This window comes from Flavobacterium ranwuense (assembly GCF_004349315.1).
Classification (GTDB): Bacteria; Bacteroidota; Bacteroidia; order Flavobacteriales; family Flavobacteriaceae; genus Flavobacterium; species Flavobacterium ranwuense.
Window position 1 is genome coordinate 310,175 of sequence record NZ_SMLH01000001.1, and the last position, 22,271, is coordinate 332,445.

Here is a 22,271-nt window from a genome sequence, read left to right on the forward strand (position 1 = left end):
GTTTTTTTATACATAGCTTTTTATTTTAATACATAATTTTCTTGGTTACTGTGTGACCGTTCTGCAATGTAACTTTTACTACCAAAAATTGTTGCTTTGAAACCAAATTAAACACAGAAAATTCAACGTCATTTATATTATTTTTTTGAAACACTTTCCTTCCTGACAAATCATATAATATGACTTTATCAATTGTTTCAATTGGAGAATCAATTTTTATTTGTTTGTTTTTATTAGACACTAAAACTGAATTTTCCAGAGTTACAAAGTCACCCGTTCCTAATGCTTTTTTTGTATAACGCAATACAAACCGATTGTTAAAAGCTCCTTTCTCAGTTGTAAAATTATACGCTCCCTCTTTTAGATTGTGAATAATTTTAGCATCCTTATCTTCTATATAAGCCTCTTCAGAGGCTAATATTCCGTCTACTTCATCGATACTTATTGAAAAAGCACCTTGAATATCAGAACTATAACCCAATGTTACCTCATCATTTTTATCAAATGGTAAAGCTCTACCTTGTATTGTTAAGTTTTTATCCTCATTGATACTGTAAAAATCGACAAACAGATTCCCATCATAACTCTCACCGTCAAAGAGGCCTTCATACTCATTTGTAGCGCCAGTGACATAACCTACCAATGTCTGCTTGAAAGCACCTTGATTGTTCGTCAGGTTTAACCAAATGCGATTTTTTTCAATGGTGCTGACGTCTTTTGATTTTGATGTGTTCTTAATTCTAAAAAACTGCAAATTATTCCCAGTTATAGCCCCAACACCTACTCGCATAGTATTATTAAATACAACCGTATTACCAGAAATAGGTGCAACATTACTCGACACAAAGAACCCTTGCCCCGATGCAATTTTACCGGATGGTTTGTTAGAAGTTTGTTCATCACTTCCTACAGTATTTCCTTTACTAGTAACCGTCCCAACACCACCTACCCTATTATAAGATGCGTAATCATCGGATGAGTAGGCATAAGCCCCTGATCCTGGGTTATTAACATTTTCGGAAAGAGCAATAGCTGAATTATGTGTCCAGAAATAAAGAGTCCCATCTAGAACTGCATTATTGCCCTTTAAAAATTCATCTGCATCCAAAGCTGAAGGGTACGGATTTCCTATTAGATACAATCTATCGGCAACAATACCAGCGATAGAAACTGCCCCGTTATTAGGCTTCCCTACAAAAGAGGCTGGAAAAACGGCAGAAGTGACTGCGTCATAATTCTGAGGCCCACGAATGATGTAACCCATCCCTTTTTTCATAACAGTGCCTGATGATTCTTGCGCCCAATCCTCTGCATCAGCATCAAAAGAATAAAATTTATCCCCAAGCGTGTTTGGAGAAACACCTCCCAAAGTATATCCTACAACCGGTGATGACCAATAGGTGTAATCGAATTTTCTAATCGGCTTGGTTGTTCGTTTATAGGTAATATCTCCCGAGTTTATAGTAGGATCCTCGTTTATTTGTACCAAACTAGCGTTATTTTCAAATGTTAACGAACCTCCAGAAACGGTTACTCCGTTAGTGATAGTCATTGTTTCCCCAGTTGGAATAGTAACTATTCCTGATTTTACTTCACAGGAACAACCCAACACATCTACACCTTCGCTATAATTTGTCTCAAAAATAATACTTTGATTGGCATTTGGTGTCCCTTTGTCCCATTTAGCGACACCCGAAATAACTTTCCAAGTATTATTTTCTGCGGCAGTTATCACCACGTTTGCAGTTGGGAAAGATGTACAAGTTCCATTAGATACTGTAAAGGTATAAGGAGAGCCTGCTGCACTTAATCCTGAAACTGTATAAGAACCACTACCCCCTGTAGCAGAGTAAATTGAAACTCCATTTTGATATAATATCCATGCGCCAGAAGTTGGCAAACCACTTAAAATCACACTTCCTGTTGCTACTGTACATGTAGGTTGAGTTATTGCAACTGTTGGAGCACTTGGTAGTGCGTTTATGGTTACTGTGGCACTACCCGCAAGTGTTTGCGTACATGATGGACTAGTCGAATAAACAACGCTTACCAAAGCATACACAAAAGAACCCGCTACAGTTGTTGCAACAGCTACATTTGCAGTACCACTTGCAACAATACTTACAGTTTGATTTATGCCCCCATTAATGGTATAGGTTGCGGTTATTCCTGCTGCTTGTGGGTTTGTAAATGTAATATTTGGACTTGTAGCACCAAGACATACCGCCGTAATACCACTAACGGTCGCTGTTGGGTTTGGTCTAAAAGTAACACTGGCAGTTTTATTAGCTGGTGATAAATTTACACAACCATTAGCATTGGTGATTGATAGTAAGGTATATGTTTTTGAAGTTGTAGCTGATACATTAAAAATTGTAGACGCATTAGTAAATACACTTTGACTATACGTTGTTATTCCGTCTGTGTAGGACAAAGTATACGAAGGCGCTCCATTAGTGTCATCTGCGTCAAAAGTAAGTGTGGCTTGACTGCCTATACAAAACGAACCTCCCGTAAAACCAGAACTTGCTGTATTATTTGGCAATGTATTAACGGTAACTATTACAGGAGTAGTATATGCTGAATAAAAGGTATATCCTGCAAATACAGATTTAGTTCTTCGTTTGTAACTTGTTGAGGCAGTTAAAGCTGGCGGAGAATAAGTTGAACTTGTTGCGCTTGGAATAGTAACAAAACTACCTGTTGTATTTGTCTGCCATTCATATGTGATTGTTCCTGAACCGGTACCAGCCGTTGTTGATGTCAAAGTAGTAGGAGTAGCTCCACTACAAATCGATTGTGCTACGCCTATTACTCCTGCAGTAACAACATTGATACCTCCAGCAGCCTCAATTTCCGAAAATAGGTACAAAGCACCACCACCAACACAAACAGCGTATTGTACAGTACCTACAAAAACCTCGTCATTATTATTACAACTTCCATTTAAACTACCTGAACCATTTTGAAGATACAGGGCAACATTTGAAGGTAATCTAATTATAGAATGATCAAAATTAATATGCCCATCAGGAGAAGTAACAACTATTAATTGCGTATTTATAGTAATGTCAGCAGATTTATTTAAATCTAGTGTCCCAGAAACATTTATACTATTAGCTGAAACAGACATGATATCAAGAATCACTGTTTTTCCAGATGGAATAACTACATCATCAGCAGCTGTTGGAACTGCACCTAAAGACCAGTTTGCAGCTGTACTCCATAACAACTTTCCTCCAACTGTTGTTGAACCTGAATAAGTATTTGTTGCTGCAAAAACTACAGTTTGAAAAAAAATTAAAAAAAGGGTACAGAGTAATTCTTTGATCATGCTTTTAATATGTTTTTTTTAATAAATCCGACTTTAAATCCGTAGCCTTCCAAAAGAAAAAACCTACATTAAATTCAAATTAAAAAAAACAAATCTACTTCCCATAATAAAGTCGTCGACATGCATTTATATTCGTTAAAAAGCTGTTTTACAAAACCTTAAAACTCTAGCGCTTATAAAAAATTATCAAATTATACTTTAAGTTATTTTAAAGTATAATTTTCTTAGATACTATTTGACCATTTTGCAAAACCACTTTCACAATTAAAGCTTGTCTACTTGAAGTAAAATTAGGTATTATATGTTCGTTATTTCCAACATTTATTTTTCTATATAATTGTTTTCCCAGTAGGTCAAAAATTAAAACTTTATCAATTGTTTCATTTGAAGAATCAATTTTTATCTGTTTATTTTTGACCGAAATCACAATTTGAGTATCTGCTGTCTCAAAATCTCCTGTTCCTAAAGTTTTATCTTTATAACGTAGAACAAAACGATCATTAAAAGTCCCCGCCACTGTTGAAAAATCATAAGGTGAGGCTTTTAAATCATGTACTACATTCAACAACTTATCTTCAATATATACCTTTTGAGATTGTATCATTCCATCTAGTTCATCAATGCCAATACTAAAATTCCCTACAACGATAGATCTATACCCTAGGGGAACTTCATCGTTTGCATCAAATGGCAAAGCCCTGCCTTGAATCACAAAGTTTTTCTCTTGATTTACGCTGTAAAAATCTATAAATTCATTTCCATCAAAAGTTTCACCATCGTAGCCATTATCATCGTCATTAGTAGCTCCGGTAATATACCCCACTAACAATTGTTTGAAAGCACCTTGTGTGTTAGTTAGATTGAGCCATACTCTGTTTTTCTCAATAGCACTTGTCGTTTTTGATTTGGTGCTATTTGTCTTAAAAAATTGGGAGTTATTCCCTGTAATTCCTCCAACACCAACTCTCATACTATTATTAAATACAATCTCATTTATACCTAAAATCGTTGTATTACTTGTAGCAAAAAAACCTTGTCCTGCTCCTATCTTACCAGTTGGTTTGTTAGGGTTACTTTGTGTCTTATCAGGATCGCTATCTGCAACTGTTCCAACACCTCCCGTTAAGTTATAGGAAGCATAATCATCTCCAGAATAAGCGTAAACACCTGTTCCTGGATTAACAACACCTATTCCAATTTTTGTGCTGTGCGTCCAGAAATAAAGCGTTCCATCTATGACACCTGCGTTATCAGTCAAAAATTTATCTGCATCTAATGCCGAGGGGTATGGATTTCCGATAAGATAAGATTTATAAGTATATATTCCTGTGATAAGATAGCGTCCATTATTAGGCTTACCAGTAAATGTTGCTTCCAACGAAGTCAAAGGACTTACCGATATTGGCCCAGGACCTCTAATACTATACCCTTTCCCCACAATCATTGGACTTATCGCCGACTCACTTTTCCAATCTTCAGAGCCTGCAGTAACTTCGTAAGAATAAAATGTACTACCTACAAGACTGGAAGGATTGTACAAAATTCCTCCAGTACCTCCTAAATTTAAAGGCGATACCGGTGAAGACCAATACGTATAATCGGTATTGCGTACTCCCGTATTTGTGAGTCTTTTGTATATTATATTTCCCGCATTGACAGCAGCATCATTAGTTTGCACTAAACTAGCATTATTTTCAAAAGTCAGGACTCCTCCTCCTACTACTTCCACTTCATTTGTAATAGTCAGCGTACGCTTTGCTCTAATTGTAACGGCTGCGCCTCCCGTAATTTTACAGGAGCACCCAACTAAATCCACATCCTGATTAAAATCTCCTGTAAAAATAACTTTTTGTGTACTTGTTGGAGGCAATCCAGTAGACCACGCAGCCCCATTCCACGTATTGGTAATTACTGTATTTATCCCCACATTTGCTGATGCCAAAGATGTACAAATGCCGTTCGAAACCGTAAAAGTATACGTTCCTGGAACCAATCCTGAAATTGTAGTTGAACTTCCTGTTCCTGTAGTTGTTGCCGAAGATGTACCGTTTCTTGTTAAAGTCCATGTCCCCGAAGACGGCAAACTGTTTAGAGTAACACTGCCTGTAGCAATATTACAGGTTGGTTGAGTTGGAGATTCAGGCGATGGCGTTGTTGGCAATGTATTTACAGTAAGAATACCTATACTTGTTACACTTCCATAAATATTAGTAACACTTACCAATCCACTAGTATTTCCTGAAGCTACAGTGGCAGTGATGCTCGTGGCTGAGTTAACAATAAAAGATGAAACTGCTGTATTATTTACGGTAATATTCGTTGCTGTTGTAAAATCAGTCCCGATTATTGTAAAAGCGCCTCCTTGACAAACTGAAGTTGGCGAAAATGAAGTTATTGTCGGTGGGGCAATAACCCTAATTAAATAATCCTCTACTTGTCCATAATCGTTCCCACTAAAACAAGGATTATTAGAATTAGCGACAGTATATGTTTTCATAACCCGCATCTTAGTATTGCCAGCAACAGCAGTTCCTGGTACAGATATATTAGCAGTAACTAATTTAGCATCGACTCCTGTAGAGTTAGTAATTGTGCCTAAATTGTATATTTCATTAGTGGTATTTCCAAAAACGCCATTTTGATCCCAATCAATATATACTTTAATAAATTCCGTAAAATTACCATCAGTATTCCCCTTTACAGAAATAGCATTTAATACTGACCCCTGAATAACAGAGCCTGTGATACAGAAACTTTCTAAACTAGGGCCTCCCAACACATTAGTAGTAGTATTATTAATTCCGGCAAACGTAACATTAGTTATCGGCTCTACACCATTATTAAAACTAGGCATACAATAAGCTTTAAAAGTAGAAGTATAAGTAATTTCTATTCGGCCATTACCTCCATTACCTCCTGATCGATTTCCGCCACTGCCACTAGCATCTTCACCACCACCACCACCACCACCAGGTGCATTCCCGTTTAATCCATTTCCATTAGTAACTCCAGTTCCTCCAGCTCCTCCATTAGGGGCGCTTCCTCCAGTTCCTCCAGTATTACTACCTCCAATAGTTCCATTTGCACCAGAAGTATTTATTGTACCTCCAGAAGCAGTGCCTCCTAGACCCGTAACACTTCCGCCATTACGATCTCCTCCACTGCCTCCATTAGCTGCTATGCCTAAACTAAGAATAGTTGTATTTCCTCCATTAGCTCCATCATCAGTACCTCCAGCACCTCCAGTACCAACAATATAGTTTATAGTTTGACCCGAAGTTACTGTAAAAATTCCGATACAATATCCTCCTGCTCCTCCGCCGTCACCACTATCACCACTAGTCCTAGACCCTCCTCCTGCTCCTCCTGCTCCCCAAGCTTTTACTGTTATAGAAGTTACATCACAAGGAACTACAAAAGTGCCTGCTCCTGTAGTCGTTACTGTAACCGTTTGCGAATTAGAAAATTGAGTAGTTAAAAAAAATAAAATGGTGAAAATTATCTTTAATATTGGTGTAAGTAATTTTTTATTCATGTGGTATTATTTGTAAATTCAATCATTTTAAATGTGCTTTAATGAGCCATCATATGTCCCTGTTTATCGAAAAAATCGATTTCCACAATATGACTTGCTTTTTTAAATAAAATGAAATTTTATCGGTTATCGGTTAAAAAAACCGACGTAATACCTCTTTCTGTTTATAAGAAACCAAAATCATCAAAAACAAAATAAGTATCTTTTTAATAACTACAAAGCCAAACTCTTACCATTTTAGTCGCAATAATATTGATCCAAAAACTATATTTTTAATGCGTAATTAACGAACATTATAATTAATTTCGCTTAATTACTAAAAATTAGAAACCCCACTAATGAACCCAGTTTATTCCATAAAAGAAGCGATACATAAAATAGAGCATTATTGCGCCTATCAAGAACGCTGTCATGAAGAAGTAGTACAAAAACTGAGAAGCATGAAAATGGACTCCGAAGAAATCGACACTATTTTAGTACACCTTATCAGCGCTAATTTTCTGAATGAAAGTCGTTTTGCCTGTAGTTTCGCAAGAGGGAAACACCGCATTAAGTTTTGGGGAAAAATAAGAATTGTAAATGAATTAAAATTTCGAAAAATTACTCAATACAATATCAATCTGGCACTCAAAGAAATTACGGTCGAGGAATATAACTCAACATTTCATATAGTTTCAGAAAGACATTGGGAAGCAATCCTAGAAACAAATGTTCAGAAAAAAAGAAAGAAATTCCGTGATTATTTACTTAGAAAAGGCTTCGAAAGCAATTTGATTTACGAAAAAGTTAAAGAGCTGGAAAATTTACAAGAGCAATAAAATAAGCAACCAAAATTACAAACTCAAAAGTATACTCACTGCGTTTCCACCAAAGCCAACCGCATTAATCAAAACTTTTTTAATAGGTTTTGCTTGTACTTGTGCTTTCGCAAATGGAACTCCGACAAATATATTGTGTTGCATCATCATAATAGCCAATTCCATACTCAAAATCCCCGATGCGCCAAAAGTGTGACCAATTTTCCATTTATTAGTTGTCAGCAAAGGAAGATTTTTACCAAAGATTTTCTCAATAGCCCTGTATTCCGTCAAATCGCCTTTTATAGTTCCCGGAGCATGCATTACAATGACATCAACTTTGGATAAATCAGTGTTTTGCAACGCCATTTTCATTGATTTCTGGAAACAAGTCGCTTCAGCCGAAATAGAAATATTATGTTCCAGAATTTCCGTAGCATATCCAATTCCTTCGATGTAAGCCAATGCGTTTTCAGTTGCACCAATTTCGAGACAACAAACTCCAGCACCTTCACCAAGAATCATGGTGTTTTGTTTTTTTTCAAAATCAAGCGCACGATTCGGATATTCTTCTGTACTATTCGAATAAATTTTCAGCGCCCGCATTTGGGCAATCGTAAAATCAGTTAATGGCGCTTCACTTCCACCGACTAAAAACTTATCCGCCATTCCGGCTCTAAGCCAAGCCACTCCGTTTAATACCGCATGTAAAGCCGTAGAACACGTTATGGAATGTGATATTTCCGGACCTGAACTTTGCAAATCATGGGCAACCCAAGAAGAAATATTTCCTAATGTCGTCGTTGGAGAAGCCAAAGTTTGTGCTTTTCCAGTTTTTAAATAATCCTGATAGTGTTTTTCGAATAAATCTGTTGCGCCACGAGACGAACCTATATTAATCCCAAAAACATCTTTTTGTGTCCAACCAGCATTTTGCATTGCCTTTTGCGAAACCGACATCGCATACAAAACCGATTTGTCTAAGGATTTATATTTGTTATCTGACTCTCGCAAAGCATCAATAACTTGCATTGAATCAGCATCTAAAGCCGCCACAAAAGTTTTTTTATGGTCTAAGACGTGTTGTGTAAAACAATGATTTTCATTGAGATAATTTTCCCAAATAGACTCAGGTGTATTTCCTAAAGGTGAAATGGAAGCTATGGCAGTTATGGAAATTGTTTTGGACAAAATACTACTATTATTTAACCGCAAAGGTCGCAAAGTTTTTCCCAAAACTCATACGGCTTTGAAAAAATTTACACTCGAAAAATGCAGCTTATTGTTATAAATTTATACAACATCTAAAGCATTTTCGACCACTTGATATACTTTTTGTAATTGCTCATCGGTAATAATATATGGAGGCAGAATGTACACAATATTTCCTACTGGGCGCAGAATTATTCCGTTTTCGATAAAAAAATCATAGAGTTTATTGCGTAATGTTCCATAATAACTGGCGGAACTTTCGGTTTTTATTTCTAATGCAAAAATGACACCCAGCACTCGTGTTGTGACCACTTTTGGATGATTTTTAACGCGCTTTTCAAAATTCAGATGATTTTGATTGACACGAACTATATTCGTTTGCATTTCATTGGTTTGCAATAATTCTAAACTGGCCAAAGCCGCCGCACAGCCTGTAGGATTTGCAGTGAATGTGTGACCGTGAAACAAGGCTTTATTGATATCATCGTTATAAAAAGCGTCAAATATGTCTTGTGTAAAAGTGGTAATTGCCATAGGAATAGTTCCTCCGGTCAACGCTTTGGACAAACACATCATATCTGGTTTTTCTACCAGATAATCCGTTGCAAAAGTTTTTCCGGTTTTCCCAAAACCCGTCATCACTTCATCTGCAATGGTAAGGACATTATTCTCCTGACAAATTCGCATCAACACATCTAAGGATTCCGGCTCATACATCACCATTCCTGCGGCTCCTTGAACCAATGGCTCAAAAATAAAACCTGCACAATTGTTATTTTTTATAACGGACTGTAAAGTATCGTAACTTTCCTGCTCCAGTCCTTTAACCGGAACCGGAATACGAACAACATCAATGAACATCCCTTGAAAAGCTTGTGTGTAAAACGAAATTCCACTCGCCGCCATAGCCGCAAATGTATCACCGTGAAAAGCATTTTCGAAAGCAATTATCGTAGTTTTCTTTTCTCCTTTATTGAAAAAATACTGCAAAGCGACTTTAATCGCGACTTCAACAGCTGTGGAACCATTATCAGAAAAGAAGATTTTCTGTTGGTTTTTCGGCAAAATTTCCATCAACTTTTCTGCTACTAAAATAGCAGGTTCATGTGTAAATCCACCAAACAATACATGCTCTAATGTGGTGAGTTGTTTGTAGATCGCATCCGCAATAAATACATTCGAATGTCCATAAGGATTGACCCACCACGAAGCGATTGCATCAATATACTCTTTGTTATTTTCGTCCCAAAGCAGTGCCCCTTTCCCTTTTTTAATAGCAATTGGTAACGCTGCGGTTTTGTGTTGGGTATACGGATGCCAAAGATATTGGCGGTCTCTTTCTGTTAAATTCATTTGGATGATGATTGTAGATTTTTGATTTAGCTATTAGCTTCTAGTCATTGCTATTGATTTTTACTATTGCAATTGCAGAAGGTCTTCTCGAAACAAATCGGCGTATTCTTTTATTACATTTTGATCAAAATAAGGCTCTTGTACTATTCTTCCAATGCAGTTCAAACCTGTTTTATTCAAAATTATTTTTTCGGTAGCTTTATTTTCATCACCAGAAAAAACAATTCCAGCAATAGTAATTTTTCGATTCTGCAAAACTTCAACCGTCAATAAGGTATGATTAATACTTCCCAAATAATGACGGGAAACTACAATTACTTTATAATCCGGTTGAATCAAATCAATCACACAATCGTTCGCATTTAACGGAACAAAAACGCCTCCCGCACCTTCAACGACCAAATGATTCTCTGTTTTAGGTTCTATGATTTCATTTAAATCAATAGTAATACCATCTAATTCAGCAGCGAGATGTGGACTCGCAGCAGTATTCAAAGCGTAACTATTGGAATGAACTACCGTCTTTTCATTAGATAAAAAACATTTGATTTTATGACTATCAGAATTTTCTAAATCGCCGGCTTGAATAGGTTTCCAGTAATCAGCTTCCAAAGCTTCTGTTATAATAGCTGATGCGATGGTTTTACCTACATCGGTTCCAATTCCTGTGATGAATAGTTTCATTTAATTAAATTCAAATTTACACTTATTGCATTTATACTTATGTTTCGAATAAAAAGGTATTATGACAAAAAGAAGTGAAAAAATAAATGAGAAAAATGATTTTAAATCATTAATAGAAGTTACCATATTGATTTGTTCAATACCGCACTTAGGACATTTAATCAGTTGGTTTTTTTCATTCAACGAATATTCGCTAACTTGAGAAAGAATCTCATTTGCTTCAGCAAAATTTTCATTTTTCACAAAAAGTTTTACCCCACCAATAGCATTACTGTACAATGGATTTGTATCAACAGTATTATTATCTCTTATAAAAACTTCAATTCCTTCGGACTCTAATTTTCCTTTAAAAATTATCGCTTCTGATGAATATTGATACCTTCTAATTAATTTAAAAATAGATTTTTCCATAGTATTAAAACACAAAAGTACGTAACAAAGCTAAGACTTCTGATATTTCTTCTTTTGAATTATAACTGTGCAGACAAAAACGCAAACGTTCCTGCCCTTCGGGAACAGTTGGCGAAAGTATGGCTTTGACATCAAATCCTTTTTCCTGTAGTTGGTTGGCGATTGCTTTTACTTTTTCATTTCCTGGAATGATAGCGGATTGTATAGCCGATTTGCTTCGGACAAAAATCTGCTTTAATCCTAACATATTCTTTTCCTGATTGAAATGAATGATGTTTTCTCGAAGTATTTCTATGTTTTTTTTCTCTTTTTCTAAATAGTTATACGCAACTAAAATCGTGGCGACAGAATGTGGCGAAAGCCCTGTAGTATATATGAAACTTCGGGCAAAATTTACTAAATAATCCCTCAATTCAACTGAACCTAAAATTGCGGCACCGTGACATCCCAATCCTTTCCCGAAAGTCATAATACGGGCAAAAACATGATCTTGCAAACCCAGCATTTGAACGAATCCCTCACCTTTTGAACCAAAAACCCCCAAACCATGCGCTTCATCAATAATTAAATAACAATTGTGCTTAGTAGATATTTGAGCCAATTCTTCTAGATTTGGACAATCTCCATCCATAGAAAAAACAGATTCGGTAACGATATAAATAATGGTATTTGGATTCCGTATAATCAACTTTTCTAGATCTTCGAAATCATTATGACTGAATTTATAGGCTTTGGCATTCGATAATTGAATTCCGTCACGAATAGAGGCATGACACAATTCATCGTATAAAATCAAATCGTCTTTTTGTGGAACTGAGCTAAAGAATCCAATATTGGCATCGTAACCCGAATTAAAAATTAACGTCGTTTCTGATTGATGGAAATTAGCAATGAAATCTTCAGCTTCTTGATACAGTTTATGATTTCCAGTTAACAATCGAGAACCGGTTACTCCGTTTTGAATAATCTTATTACTAATTAAATACTGATGCGTTTCATTAAAAATAATTTTCGATTGAGAGAAACCCAAGTAATCATTGGAAGAAAAATCAATCCTTTTACTTGACAAAGGCAATTTTCGCAAAGCATTATTTTGTATACGGGTTTCAAGTTTAGCGGATAGATTTTCTGGAAAATGTTTCATAGTTAGCAAAAATAAGCATCTTTTTCGGTTTATGGATTTTGTGTCATTTTTGTTTGCTGATTTCTTTAAAGGAATGGATTTTGAAATAGTAATTCTAATTCCGAATCAAATTTCAGCATTCATAAAAATCAAATTGTTCGAAAATTAACATTTGCATAAAAGCAATCAAAATAAAACTAGTAAATATTTTCGAAAACGGTTTCGATTTATAACTTTCACAAAGTTGTGTTAAAAAAAACTTAAAATTAATAACGAAGCTGTTAATCCATGAAATAGTTTTCTACTTTCGGCAAATATGAAACGAATTGCATCACTTTTCTTATTAGTAACGTTGTTTTACAACGTGATGGGATACTATCTGATGTTTGCTTATCAAGAAGAGCAAGCGTGGGTATCTTCTATGGAAAAAAGACAGGATTCTGAGTTTCAAGTAATCCAATTAAATGCAACTTTATACTCCTTTATCGAAGACACTGAATTTGAGTATGTAAATGAAGATGTGGTTATCAACAATAAAAGCTACCATATTTTCAAGAAGAGAATTCAAAACAACATCCTAAGTCTGTATTACCTGCGCAATTCACACCAAGACGCAATAAGTCAGGATTTAAAAGATATTGTTGACAACCAATTATTCAACGGATCTTCATCAAAAGAGTCTCCAGTCAAAAAATTACTAAAATCTTTCCAAAAAGATTACGTTGCAAATAGCGCTGTTTGTTTCACTTTTTCTCTTGAAAAAGAAGCAGAAGTTGTTGTCCTTAATGGAAACCCTATAGAGTCTTTACACTCAGGACACCTTACCTTATCCTACACACCACCGGATTTCGTTTAAATCTTCTTTCATTTTAGTGGAATCATTCACTTTTATCTGGCATTTGTAAAGTCAAGGTAATTCACGATTGTTTTTAGCTAAATCTGTATTTATTACACCCGTTTTTATTAGAAATTATACCTGTTATAAATACAAAACAGTCTTTTGTATTTTCCGAATTCATTTTTCGTGAATCATTTCGTAACCCTGTTTTATATTTCTATTCTGGTATATTTTGTACAACTAGCTTTCAGAATCGTGACTTAAATTCATTTGCAAATTCAAAAATGGATTTCTAAAAAGAGTTCTTTATTTCAAAGGCAACCTTTAATCTATCTATTTTGCCTTGTAAAATCAAACAAAAATTTGGTGAAAGCCAATAGCAAATCTTGTTTTACAACGACAATACCTATCAACTAACTTATATTTTTTTAATGCCAACCTTCTTTTTGGAAAGAAGTCATTGTTAGCATATTTTATATCATTAACCATTCTAAAAACCAAAAACTTGAAAAATTTATCAGCTTTACAATCCGTTTGTGTTTTTATCCTATTCCTTACAATTGTTTTTAGCTCCCAAAATATGTCTGCACAAGGTTGCGTCGCTGTCCGCCAAATGGGAGGACAAAACATGAATTCTTCAAATTCTTATAATTTAAGCGAAGGCGAATTTCAAGTAGGTGCTAATTATCGCTATTTCCACTCTTGGAGACATTTTGTAGGCAAAGAAGAACAGCTACATCGCCAAACAACTGGAGGCGGATTTGACGCAAACGGTAAAGAACGTGGTAATGCAGTAAATATCTATTCCCATGCTGTCGATTTAAACATTTCATACGGATTGACAGACCGAATTCAGTTGAATGCAACATTACCTTATGTAAACAATGAGCGCTCTCAAATATTAAGACAAACTACTCCTGTGAAAAACACGTACCGCTATAGTGTTTATGCTGACGGCATTGCTGATGCTCGTTTGAGCGTTAACTATTGGGTTGTTGATCCAAAAAAGGCAAAAAAAGGAAACATTATGGTAGGATTAGGTGTGAAATTAAACAATGGCAGTCATGATGAAATGGATGAGGCACCACAAACCGATGGAACCACTAAAAGTGTTGTAATGGATCAAGCGATTCAACCCGGTGATGGAGGTGTTGGTTTTTCAGTAGAACTACAAGCATTCCGACAGTTAACAGGACGGCTTTATGGTTTTGCTAACGGCTATTATTTATTTAATCCAAGTGAATCAAACGGCACCTTTAAATCAGCCCCAAAAGCAGGTTTGGGTGGATACAATGTTTATGCCTCTCCCGATCAATATTTTGGACGTGCAGGTTTCATGGCTGCAGTGGATAAAAAAGAAAACTTTACTGTTTCATTAGCGGGACGATTTGAAGGAATTCCTGCCTATGATACCTTTGGCGGTCAAGTGGCATATCGCCGTCCTGGGTATGTTATTGCAGTTGAATATGGCTTTTCATATCGTATAGGTAAACATGGTTTCAGTCTTTATATCCCTTACAATGTTGTGAAAAATCGCATTCAAAGCGCAGCCGATATTGCTGATCAAAATTTGCAGAATTCAGTAATTACAGATCCAACAAAATATGTACATGTGCAAGGCGATGCGGCATTTGCCGACTACTCTATCAATGTGGGTTATTCGTATCGTTTCAATTTGAACAAAAAAATGAAAATGACGATGAAGCATTAGATTTAAATCAATACTGAAGATAAAAACGCTTTAGTTATTTTAAAAAACACTTCTAACACCAAAAAACCAGATATGCTATTTCAAAATCAAACCATTTATTAAAATGAAAAAAATTTACCTGATTTACCTACTCGCAGTTCCTTTTTTCATGAATGCCCAAACTGATATTGACGGCATCATGATGAACAAAAATAATTTTTGCGTTGGAGCAATATATCAATACAGCAGTTGGGATGAGTATTGGGAAGGAGACTTTAAAAGAGAGAATCTAAATCTTGGTACCGTATCAACAAGAGCCATTGGCCTCATGGGAAACTATGGCATCTCAGATAAACTGAATGCAATCTTTAGTGTGCCCTATATTGAAACCAATGCTTCTGCAGGAACCATGAAAGGTCAAAAGGGAATACAAGACCTTTCGCTTACACTAAAATACATGCCTTTAGAGAAAACAATAGGAGAGGCAACTTATTCCATTTATGCATTGGGAAGTTTTACTACTCCTCTATCCAATTATTCTGCTGATTATTTACCTTTGAGCCTTGGTTTAAAAAGCAAAACAGTTTCATTGCGCTTAATGGGTGATTATCAAAGAGGAAATTTCTTTACTACAATCTCAGGTGCTTATGTAAAAAGAGCCAACATAACTATCGATAGAAATGCCTATCTCACTGACGAAATGCATTATACGAATGAAGTCGATATGCCTGATGCTATTTCGATAAATTTTAGAGCCGGTTATCGTTCTAATAGATTGATTGCCGAATTTATAATAGACAATTGGGTAACACAATCCGGAGGATTTGACATTACAAAAAACAATATGCCTTTTCCAAGTAATACCATGAATGCATTAAAATATGGTATTAATTCAAAATATACATTTAAAAAAATACCAGAATTATCTCTTGTAGGTGGTTATAACTATGTAGCAGAAGGAAGAAACGTTGGAAAATCAGACACCTTCTATGGCGGTGTATTTTATGTGATTAATTTTAAAAAAACAAGTCCCCAAGATGAAAAATAAGATACAAAAAAAAGCCTGTACTACTCTTCTGGCAATATTTCTTGCCTGTGCCTATTCGTGTAGTGATGACATTATTGAACGAAACGAATTTGAAGCCTTAAATCCTACTAATACAGACGATTTGGCTGGAAATTGGAAAACTTTTTTATTGACCGCTCCCAATGAATTCCTCTTAGAGGCACCCATTGCAACAAATACACCGGCATTTACCAGAGAAATTAACGAAATAAAAAGTTACCAAACCAATATATCAGAAAATCAAAAAAAGATAATAAAATATTGGAGTGCAGGTGGTGTTTTACGCTGGAATGAAATCATGCGAACTTTAGTAGCCAGACATAATCGTCCACCCTATCAAAACGAAGATGGCACTTACCCTGCACCATCGGCGGCAAATCCATTTGCGAATCCACAATTTCCTTTTTCAAATCCACCTTATGCAGCCAGAGCCTACGCCTATGTAAGTGCCGCACAATATGATGCAATGGTGGCTACTTGGTATTATAAAAAACTATACAATAGAGCCGCACCGTTTACCGTGGATGCAACTTTACAAGTGTTAATTCCAAAAAGCACTATGCCTTCCTATCCTTCAGAAGATGGTGTATTGTCCGGTGTTACAGTTGAATTATTAAAATTATTGTTCCCAACCGAAATCGCATACATTGATGGAAAAGCGGAAGAACAAAAACTATATCGTATCATTAGTGGTGCCAATGTTAGAAGTGATATCGATGCCGGTATCATTTTAGGAAGAAAGATTGCAACCAAATTTATTGCAAGAGCTGGAGCTGATGGAGCTGGAGCTGCGATAGGAAACCAAGCGCTTTGGACACAATTAGAAACACAAACTGCAGCCACTGGAGAAACGCCTTGGATGTCATTAGATTTACCTGCAAGACCACCAATGCTACCATTATTTGGCAAAGTAAAATCGTTTCTAATGACTCCTGAAATGGTTGTTGCCAGCCGGCCAGTTCCTCCACCGTCTACAAAATCAGAACAATTTGCTAAAGAATTGGCAGAAATAAAAGATTATGGTACTAATCCATCTAGAAAAAACATGGAAATCGTTGCTTTTTGGGCTGATGGGGTAGGAACTTATACACCACCCGGTCATTGGAATGCTATTGCAGCTGAAGCATTTGTAGAACAAAATTATAGTGAAGTACGATGGGCAAGAAATATGGCGCTATTGAATATTGCAATGATGGATGCCGCTATTAGCTGTTGGGACGCAAAGTACACTTATTTTAATCCAAGGCCATCACAACTGGATCCTTCTATAAAAACAATGACTGGAGTTCCAAATTTCCCTTCTTATGTGTCAGGACATTCTACTTTTAGCGGCGCAGCCTGTGTTGTTTTATCCCATATCATTCCTGCAAAAGCGCAAAATTTTATAAATATGGAAAAAGAAGCTTCAGATTCAAGAATGTTTGGTTGCATTCATTACAGAAGTGACTGTGAAAAAGGGCTTGAATTAGGAGAAAAAGTAGGTGGCTTTGCTGTAGCAAGAGCCATTATTGATGGTGCTGAATAAATAATAATGATACGGTTGATAATCTGTTTTAATGGTTTGTTTTAATATTACATTTTATCAATTACAGCCTAGCAGGCGTTGGAAACCTGTTAGGCTTTTATTTTTTAAGTTTTAAACTTTAAAATAAAACAACCGCTTTGCTGATATTCAAAAAAAGGGCAAGTGTAACAATACATTCAACTACTTCATTATGAAAAAAACATTCAAATTCTTTTATTTTAGATTTAGCAAAAAAATAGAAAAACACAGCATCAACATGATGCGATTTTCTCTCGCCATCGTTTATGGCTGGTTTGGTGCTTTAAAAATTTTCGGTATGAGTCCTGCCGGTGAATTAGTAGAACAAACTGTTTATTGGTTTAAACCCGAAATATTTATTCCAATTCTTGGCATCGGTGAAGTAATTATTGGTCTCGGATTGCTCCTAAAACGATTCATTCCTTATACTGTTCCGCTATTATTAATGCATATGGCAGTCACATTTTTCCCTGTTTTTATTCTAAAAACCATCTGTTTTGATGTTTTTCCATATCGCCCTACATTGGCTGGGCAATACATAATTAAAAATCTTATTCTAATTTCAGGAGCCCTTGTAATTGCCGGGAAATACAATGAAAAATATTATGTCAAAATGGATTCAAAACTAATTACAAAATAATCCTCAAAAATTAAAACCTCAGGAGGGATTTGCAACAGTACCACTCACTAGTATCGTATTAGAAAATTAATTCGGCATGTACTCTATTATTACAAAAAACAATGACAGGGTGGTTTGATTCTTTAATCCCCGTTTACCACGAGAAACCTCCACATACACAAGCACAAGGTTATTTGGTTTCAAAACAATGCTAATTATGAAAAAGATGGCATTATTTGAAATATCATGCTTGGCGATTGAACATAAAAAAAGCCAAACATTCCTGTTTGGCTTTTCCATTTTATTAATCGAAATTACTTTAGTCCGCTAAAATAATAACTTTATTGTCTTTCATTTCAATTGTTCCTGAATTGATAGCCAGCGTATAATTTTGAGCATCTAACTTAGTAAATTTATTGGCTACTTCTTTTGCAAAAGCAAAATTAGAAGCTGTAATTTTCACGATACCTTTTGCTAAAATAGAAACGATTGGTGCGTGATTATTCAAAATTTGAAAACTTCCATCAACTCCTGGCAATGTAACCGAGGTCACTTCTGCTGAAAATAATTTTGCTTCTGGTGATACTATTTCTAAAATCATAATTTTTTCAATTATGAATTATGAATTATGAATTATAAATTATTTGAGGCTACCCAATTCATAATTTATAATTCATAATTTATAATTCTTTTTAAGCTTCCGCTAACATTTTTTCTCCAGCTTCGATAGCTTCTTCGATAGTACCTTTAAGGTTAAAAGCTGATTCTGGCAAGTGATCTAATTCACCGTCGATAATCATATTAAATCCTTTGATAGTATCTTTGATATCAACTAATACCCCTTTTAATCCTGTAAATTGCTCAGCAACGTGGAAAGGTTGAGATAAGAAACGTTGTACACGACGCGCTCTTGAAACAGATAATTTATCTTCTTCAGACAATTCTTCCATACCAAGGATCGCAATGATATCTTGTAATTGTTTGTATTTTTGTAAAATTTCTTTCACTCTTTGTGCACAGTCATAATGCTCATCACCTAAAATTTGAGGAGTAAGTATTCTTGAAGTAGAATCCAATGGATCCACTGCAGGATAAATACCTAACTCAGCAATTTTACGAGACAATACTGTAGTTGCATCAAGGTGAGCAAAAGTTGTAGCCGGAGCTGGATCCGTTAAATCATCCGCAGGAACGTAAACCGCCTGTACAGATGTAATAGAACCTTTGTTTGTAGATGTGATACGCTCTTGCATCGCACCCATTTCAGTAGCCAATGTTGGTTGGTACCCTACCGCAGATGGCATACGACCTAAAAGTGCTGAAACCTCAGAACCTGCTTGTGTAAAACGGAAGATATTATCAACGAAGAACAAAACGTCTTTCCCTTGATCAGTCCCTGCTCCATCACGGAAATATTCCGCAATAGATAATCCAGAAAGTGCCACACGAGCACGAGCTCCTGGAGGCTCATTCATTTGACCGAAAACGAAAGTAGCTTTAGACTCTCTCATTCCTGGCATATCTACTTTAGATAAATCCCATCCTCCATTTTCCATGGAGTGCATGAATTCATCACCGTATTTTATAATTCCTGACTCTAACATCTCACGAAGTAAGTCATTTCCTTCACGTGTTCTTTCTCCTACTCCTGCGAATACTGAAAGTCCACCGTGACCTTTTGCGATATTGTTAATCAACTCCTGAATCAATACTGTTTTACCAACACCTGCACCACCGAACAATCCAATTTTACCCCCTTTTGAGTAAGGCTCAATTAAATCGATTACTTTGATTCCTGTGAATAAAACTTCAGATGAAGTTGACAAATCTTCGAATTTTGGTGCTTGTCTGTGAATAGACATCCCGTTTTCTCCTGTTTTTGGCAAGTTTCCTAAACCATCAATGGCATCTCCAATTACGTTGAATAAACGACCGTATACATCGGCACCGATTGGCATTTGGATAGGGTTCCCTGTTCCAACTACTTCATAACCTCTACTCAAACCATCTGTTGAGTCCATCGAAATGGTACGAACTGTGTTTTCACCAATGTGAGATTGTACTTCAAGTACTAATAATGTACCATCTTTTTTTGTGATTTCTAACGAATCATAAATTTTTGGAAGTTCAACATCCTTACCGTTGAAAACAACGTCAACTACTGGGCCAATGATCTGGGCAACTTTTCCTATTACTTTTGACATTACTTATGTATTTATTAAATAGCTATTTAGGTTTATGAAACAGAACCAATCGAATCTTATCGATCAGACACTTTTTTCAGTGCGCAAAGATAATTTTTTAAAATATAAAATCAATAATTTTTTTTATAAAAAACAGGATAATTTTAACGGATTGTTTCAAACCCGTTTACAAACAAACAAAAACGCTAGATTTTAATGAAATAAAAAACCACCGCGTCTTAAAACGGGTGGTTTTTTACTTAAAATAATATCATTAAATTAAAGCGACCTTGGAAATAAAATTCGATATTGTCCTAAATCTACTCCTTTTAAATTCGAACCATATTTAGCGTTAATTGCTTCAAGAAATTTATTGGCTATTAAAGCATAGCCTCTTGGGCTAGGATGAACACCATCAAGCGAAAACGCTCCTCCTGTAACATAGGTAGAGGTAAGAGTAAAACTATTACTTACTATTCCTGTAGTTGACAATTCAGTCATAATCACTTTTGTATCCACAAAAGCCAACCCTTTAGCATCAGCAATTGTTTTTATAGCAACATTATAAGCATCCGTAGCAACTTTTACTTCCGCAATTTCTGTTGGTATCAGGACATGTTTGTCTTGTAATGGATAGGTAATTCCGAATTTATTTAAAGGAGACGGTGGTGCCATTCCTATACCTGAATCAACTGCAGTCGGTGCAGCTCCAATTGCAGATTGTGCTGGCAAGACTACCAAATCCGTAGCAGTAGCTTGTCGAGCCTGTCCAAAAACACTTCCGTAAAAGGCCGCTGTAGCCGCACCCAAACTTGGAGTAAAAGCTGCTGTTAATTGAGCCGACAAATTTGTTAAAGACTCATCTTTAATCAACATTGGATTAGCAACCGTTGTAGAAAGAAGATTGATTCTAGCTCCTGCTCCAAATGCCGTTAACGCTTGTTTTAACGGACCATACAACTGAGCATTTAAGGCAGCTATAGTAGCTTGACCTACAGCTTCACTACCACTACCAAGAACTTTAGCCGTCAATGGATTGTAAGGAACGGTCGTGAAATAAGGAAGTGTATTTACATAAGGAAGATTCGCAACTACTCCTTTTGCTCCGTTGGCCGTTAGATTTGTAACCAAGCTTGAATATACACTCGCAAAAACATTTGGATCTGTTATATCATTCCCTCCATAAGTGGCTGGATTTAAATTCCCTGTTTGGTTTACACCAATACCTCCAGATGTCGCATAACTCAAAACATCATTACCACCAATCCATAAAGAAAAGAAAGTAGGCGCTTGAACTAAAGCATCTGCTAAAATTGTTGTCCCAGCTGTAGTTGCAAATCGTGCAAAATAAGGATTCGCAGCGCCTGAAAGAACACCTACTACATTTCCATATCCTGGCGCTACCAAATGATAGCTTTTTGCCCCGGGAACCCCCAAATTATTAAATGGCCCCGTAACCTTAGTATTCACTTCTGTCGTCGGTGTTCCGCTTACCGGCACAGGTCCAGTACCGTTAAAATACAAGCGAACTCCTGCTATTACATTTCCACCCAGCAACAATCCTCCAACATTATCCGATGTAAAAGGTGTTTTAAAATCACCCCCTCCAGCTGCAGCAAATTGCTGTGATAGTATATTAACATAAGAACCTTCCTGTCCTTTTTTGAAAAGCGCGCCATCACTATATCCCGCTGCAAACGAATCTCCCAATGCAACATATTTAGAAAAGCTTGCTGAACCTGCCGTTAAGGGCAATCCGTCAGATGAATTATGAACAACCACCGCTTCATCATCATTATTACATGCTACAAAGCCTAAAGAAACCAATAGTAGCCATTTGAAATTTTTTATCATGGTTAAGTTTTTTTTTAAATTATTGACTC

The 22,271-nt window shown here is 36.0% G+C and carries 16 protein-coding genes; 6 read left to right on the top strand and 10 right to left on the bottom strand.

Annotation, left to right across the window (positions count from 1 at the left end; all coding sequences use genetic code 11):
• Nucleotides 1-25: 25 nt before the first annotated feature.
• Both E0I61_RS01320 and E0I61_RS01325 read right to left on the bottom strand, forming a co-directional pair.
• Entirely contained in the window at nt 26-3,334 is a 3,309-nt protein-coding gene (locus E0I61_RS01320; RefSeq protein ID WP_132068888.1) for a T9SS sorting signal type C domain-containing protein, read from the bottom strand.
• Between the two features lie 208 nt (nt 3,335-3,542).
• Nucleotides 3,543-6,869 carry a T9SS sorting signal type C domain-containing protein gene (locus E0I61_RS01325; RefSeq protein ID WP_132068890.1) on the bottom strand — a complete coding sequence of 1,109 codons (3,327 nt, stop codon included), beginning with the start codon at nt 6,867-6,869 and terminating at the stop codon, nt 3,543-3,545.
• Nucleotides 6,870-7,207: 338 nt separating this feature from the next.
• Here E0I61_RS01325 and E0I61_RS01330 point away from each other — a divergent pair, with 338 nt between their 5' ends.
• On the top strand, nt 7,208-7,687 hold the full coding sequence (locus E0I61_RS01330) for a regulatory protein RecX (protein ID WP_132068891.1): 480 nt from the start codon (nt 7,208-7,210) through the stop codon (nt 7,685-7,687).
• Between the two features lie 15 nt (nt 7,688-7,702).
• Here E0I61_RS01330 and E0I61_RS01335 read toward each other — a convergent pair whose 3' ends face one another.
• The 5 genes from E0I61_RS01335 to E0I61_RS01355 form a co-directional block, all read right to left on the bottom strand.
• Nucleotides 7,703-8,857 (bottom strand): beta-ketoacyl synthase N-terminal-like domain-containing protein, encoded by a 1,155-nt coding sequence (locus E0I61_RS01335; RefSeq protein ID WP_132068893.1) that lies wholly within the window; start codon nt 8,855-8,857, stop codon nt 7,703-7,705.
• Between the two features lie 102 nt (nt 8,858-8,959).
• Nucleotides 8,960-10,231, bottom strand: coding sequence for an adenosylmethionine--8-amino-7-oxononanoate transaminase (gene bioA / locus E0I61_RS01340; RefSeq protein ID WP_132068895.1), 1,272 nt, complete (start codon nt 10,229-10,231; stop codon nt 8,960-8,962).
• A gap of 63 nt (nt 10,232-10,294) precedes the next feature.
• The gene (gene bioD, locus E0I61_RS01345) at nt 10,295-10,915 is read right to left on the bottom strand and encodes a dethiobiotin synthase (RefSeq protein WP_131991071.1); all 621 of its coding nucleotides are present in this window, start codon (nt 10,913-10,915) and stop codon (nt 10,295-10,297) included.
• Complete coding sequence (locus tag E0I61_RS01350) at nt 10,916-11,326, bottom strand: putative signal transducing protein (RefSeq protein ID WP_132068897.1); 411 nt, start codon at nt 11,324-11,326, stop codon at nt 10,916-10,918.
• A gap of 4 nt (nt 11,327-11,330) precedes the next feature.
• Entirely contained in the window at nt 11,331-12,470 is a 1,140-nt protein-coding gene (locus E0I61_RS01355) for an aminotransferase class I/II-fold pyridoxal phosphate-dependent enzyme (protein ID WP_132068899.1), read from the bottom strand.
• 295 nt (nt 12,471-12,765) lie between these two features.
• Between E0I61_RS01355 and E0I61_RS01360 the strand changes: the two genes are divergently transcribed.
• From E0I61_RS01360 to E0I61_RS01380, 5 genes are all read left to right on the top strand, one after another.
• Nucleotides 12,766-13,305 (top strand): hypothetical protein, encoded by a 540-nt coding sequence (locus E0I61_RS01360; RefSeq protein ID WP_132068901.1) that lies wholly within the window; start codon nt 12,766-12,768, stop codon nt 13,303-13,305.
• A gap of 487 nt (nt 13,306-13,792) precedes the next feature.
• The gene (locus E0I61_RS01365; protein WP_132068903.1) at nt 13,793-14,998 is read left to right on the top strand and encodes a hypothetical protein; all 1,206 of its coding nucleotides are present in this window, start codon (nt 13,793-13,795) and stop codon (nt 14,996-14,998) included.
• 103 nt (nt 14,999-15,101) lie between these two features.
• Nucleotides 15,102-16,025 (top strand): hypothetical protein, encoded by a 924-nt coding sequence (locus E0I61_RS01370; RefSeq protein WP_131991063.1) that lies wholly within the window; start codon nt 15,102-15,104, stop codon nt 16,023-16,025.
• Nucleotides 16,015-17,568 carry a phosphatase PAP2 family protein gene (locus E0I61_RS01375; protein WP_132068905.1) on the top strand — a complete coding sequence of 518 codons (1,554 nt, stop codon included), beginning with the start codon at nt 16,015-16,017 and terminating at the stop codon, nt 17,566-17,568. Before E0I61_RS01370 ends, E0I61_RS01375 begins: the two co-directional genes overlap by 11 nt.
• Nucleotides 17,569-17,758: 190 nt before the next feature.
• Complete coding sequence (locus tag E0I61_RS01380; RefSeq protein ID WP_132068907.1) at nt 17,759-18,226, top strand: hypothetical protein; 468 nt, start codon at nt 17,759-17,761, stop codon at nt 18,224-18,226.
• A gap of 298 nt (nt 18,227-18,524) precedes the next feature.
• On the opposite strand, the gene E0I61_RS01385 is transcribed toward E0I61_RS01380, so the two are convergent.
• From E0I61_RS01385 to E0I61_RS01395, 3 genes are all read right to left on the bottom strand, one after another.
• On the bottom strand, nt 18,525-18,806 hold the full coding sequence (locus tag E0I61_RS01385; protein WP_131991057.1) for a F0F1 ATP synthase subunit epsilon: 282 nt from the start codon (nt 18,804-18,806) through the stop codon (nt 18,525-18,527).
• A 91-nt stretch (nt 18,807-18,897) separates the two neighbouring features.
• Complete coding sequence (gene atpD, locus E0I61_RS01390) at nt 18,898-20,409, bottom strand: F0F1 ATP synthase subunit beta (protein ID WP_073352327.1); 1,512 nt, start codon at nt 20,407-20,409, stop codon at nt 18,898-18,900.
• A gap of 258 nt (nt 20,410-20,667) precedes the next feature.
• The gene (locus tag E0I61_RS01395; protein WP_131991055.1) at nt 20,668-22,242 is read right to left on the bottom strand and encodes an SGNH/GDSL hydrolase family protein; all 1,575 of its coding nucleotides are present in this window, start codon (nt 22,240-22,242) and stop codon (nt 20,668-20,670) included.
• Nucleotides 22,243-22,271 lie beyond the last annotated feature (29 nt).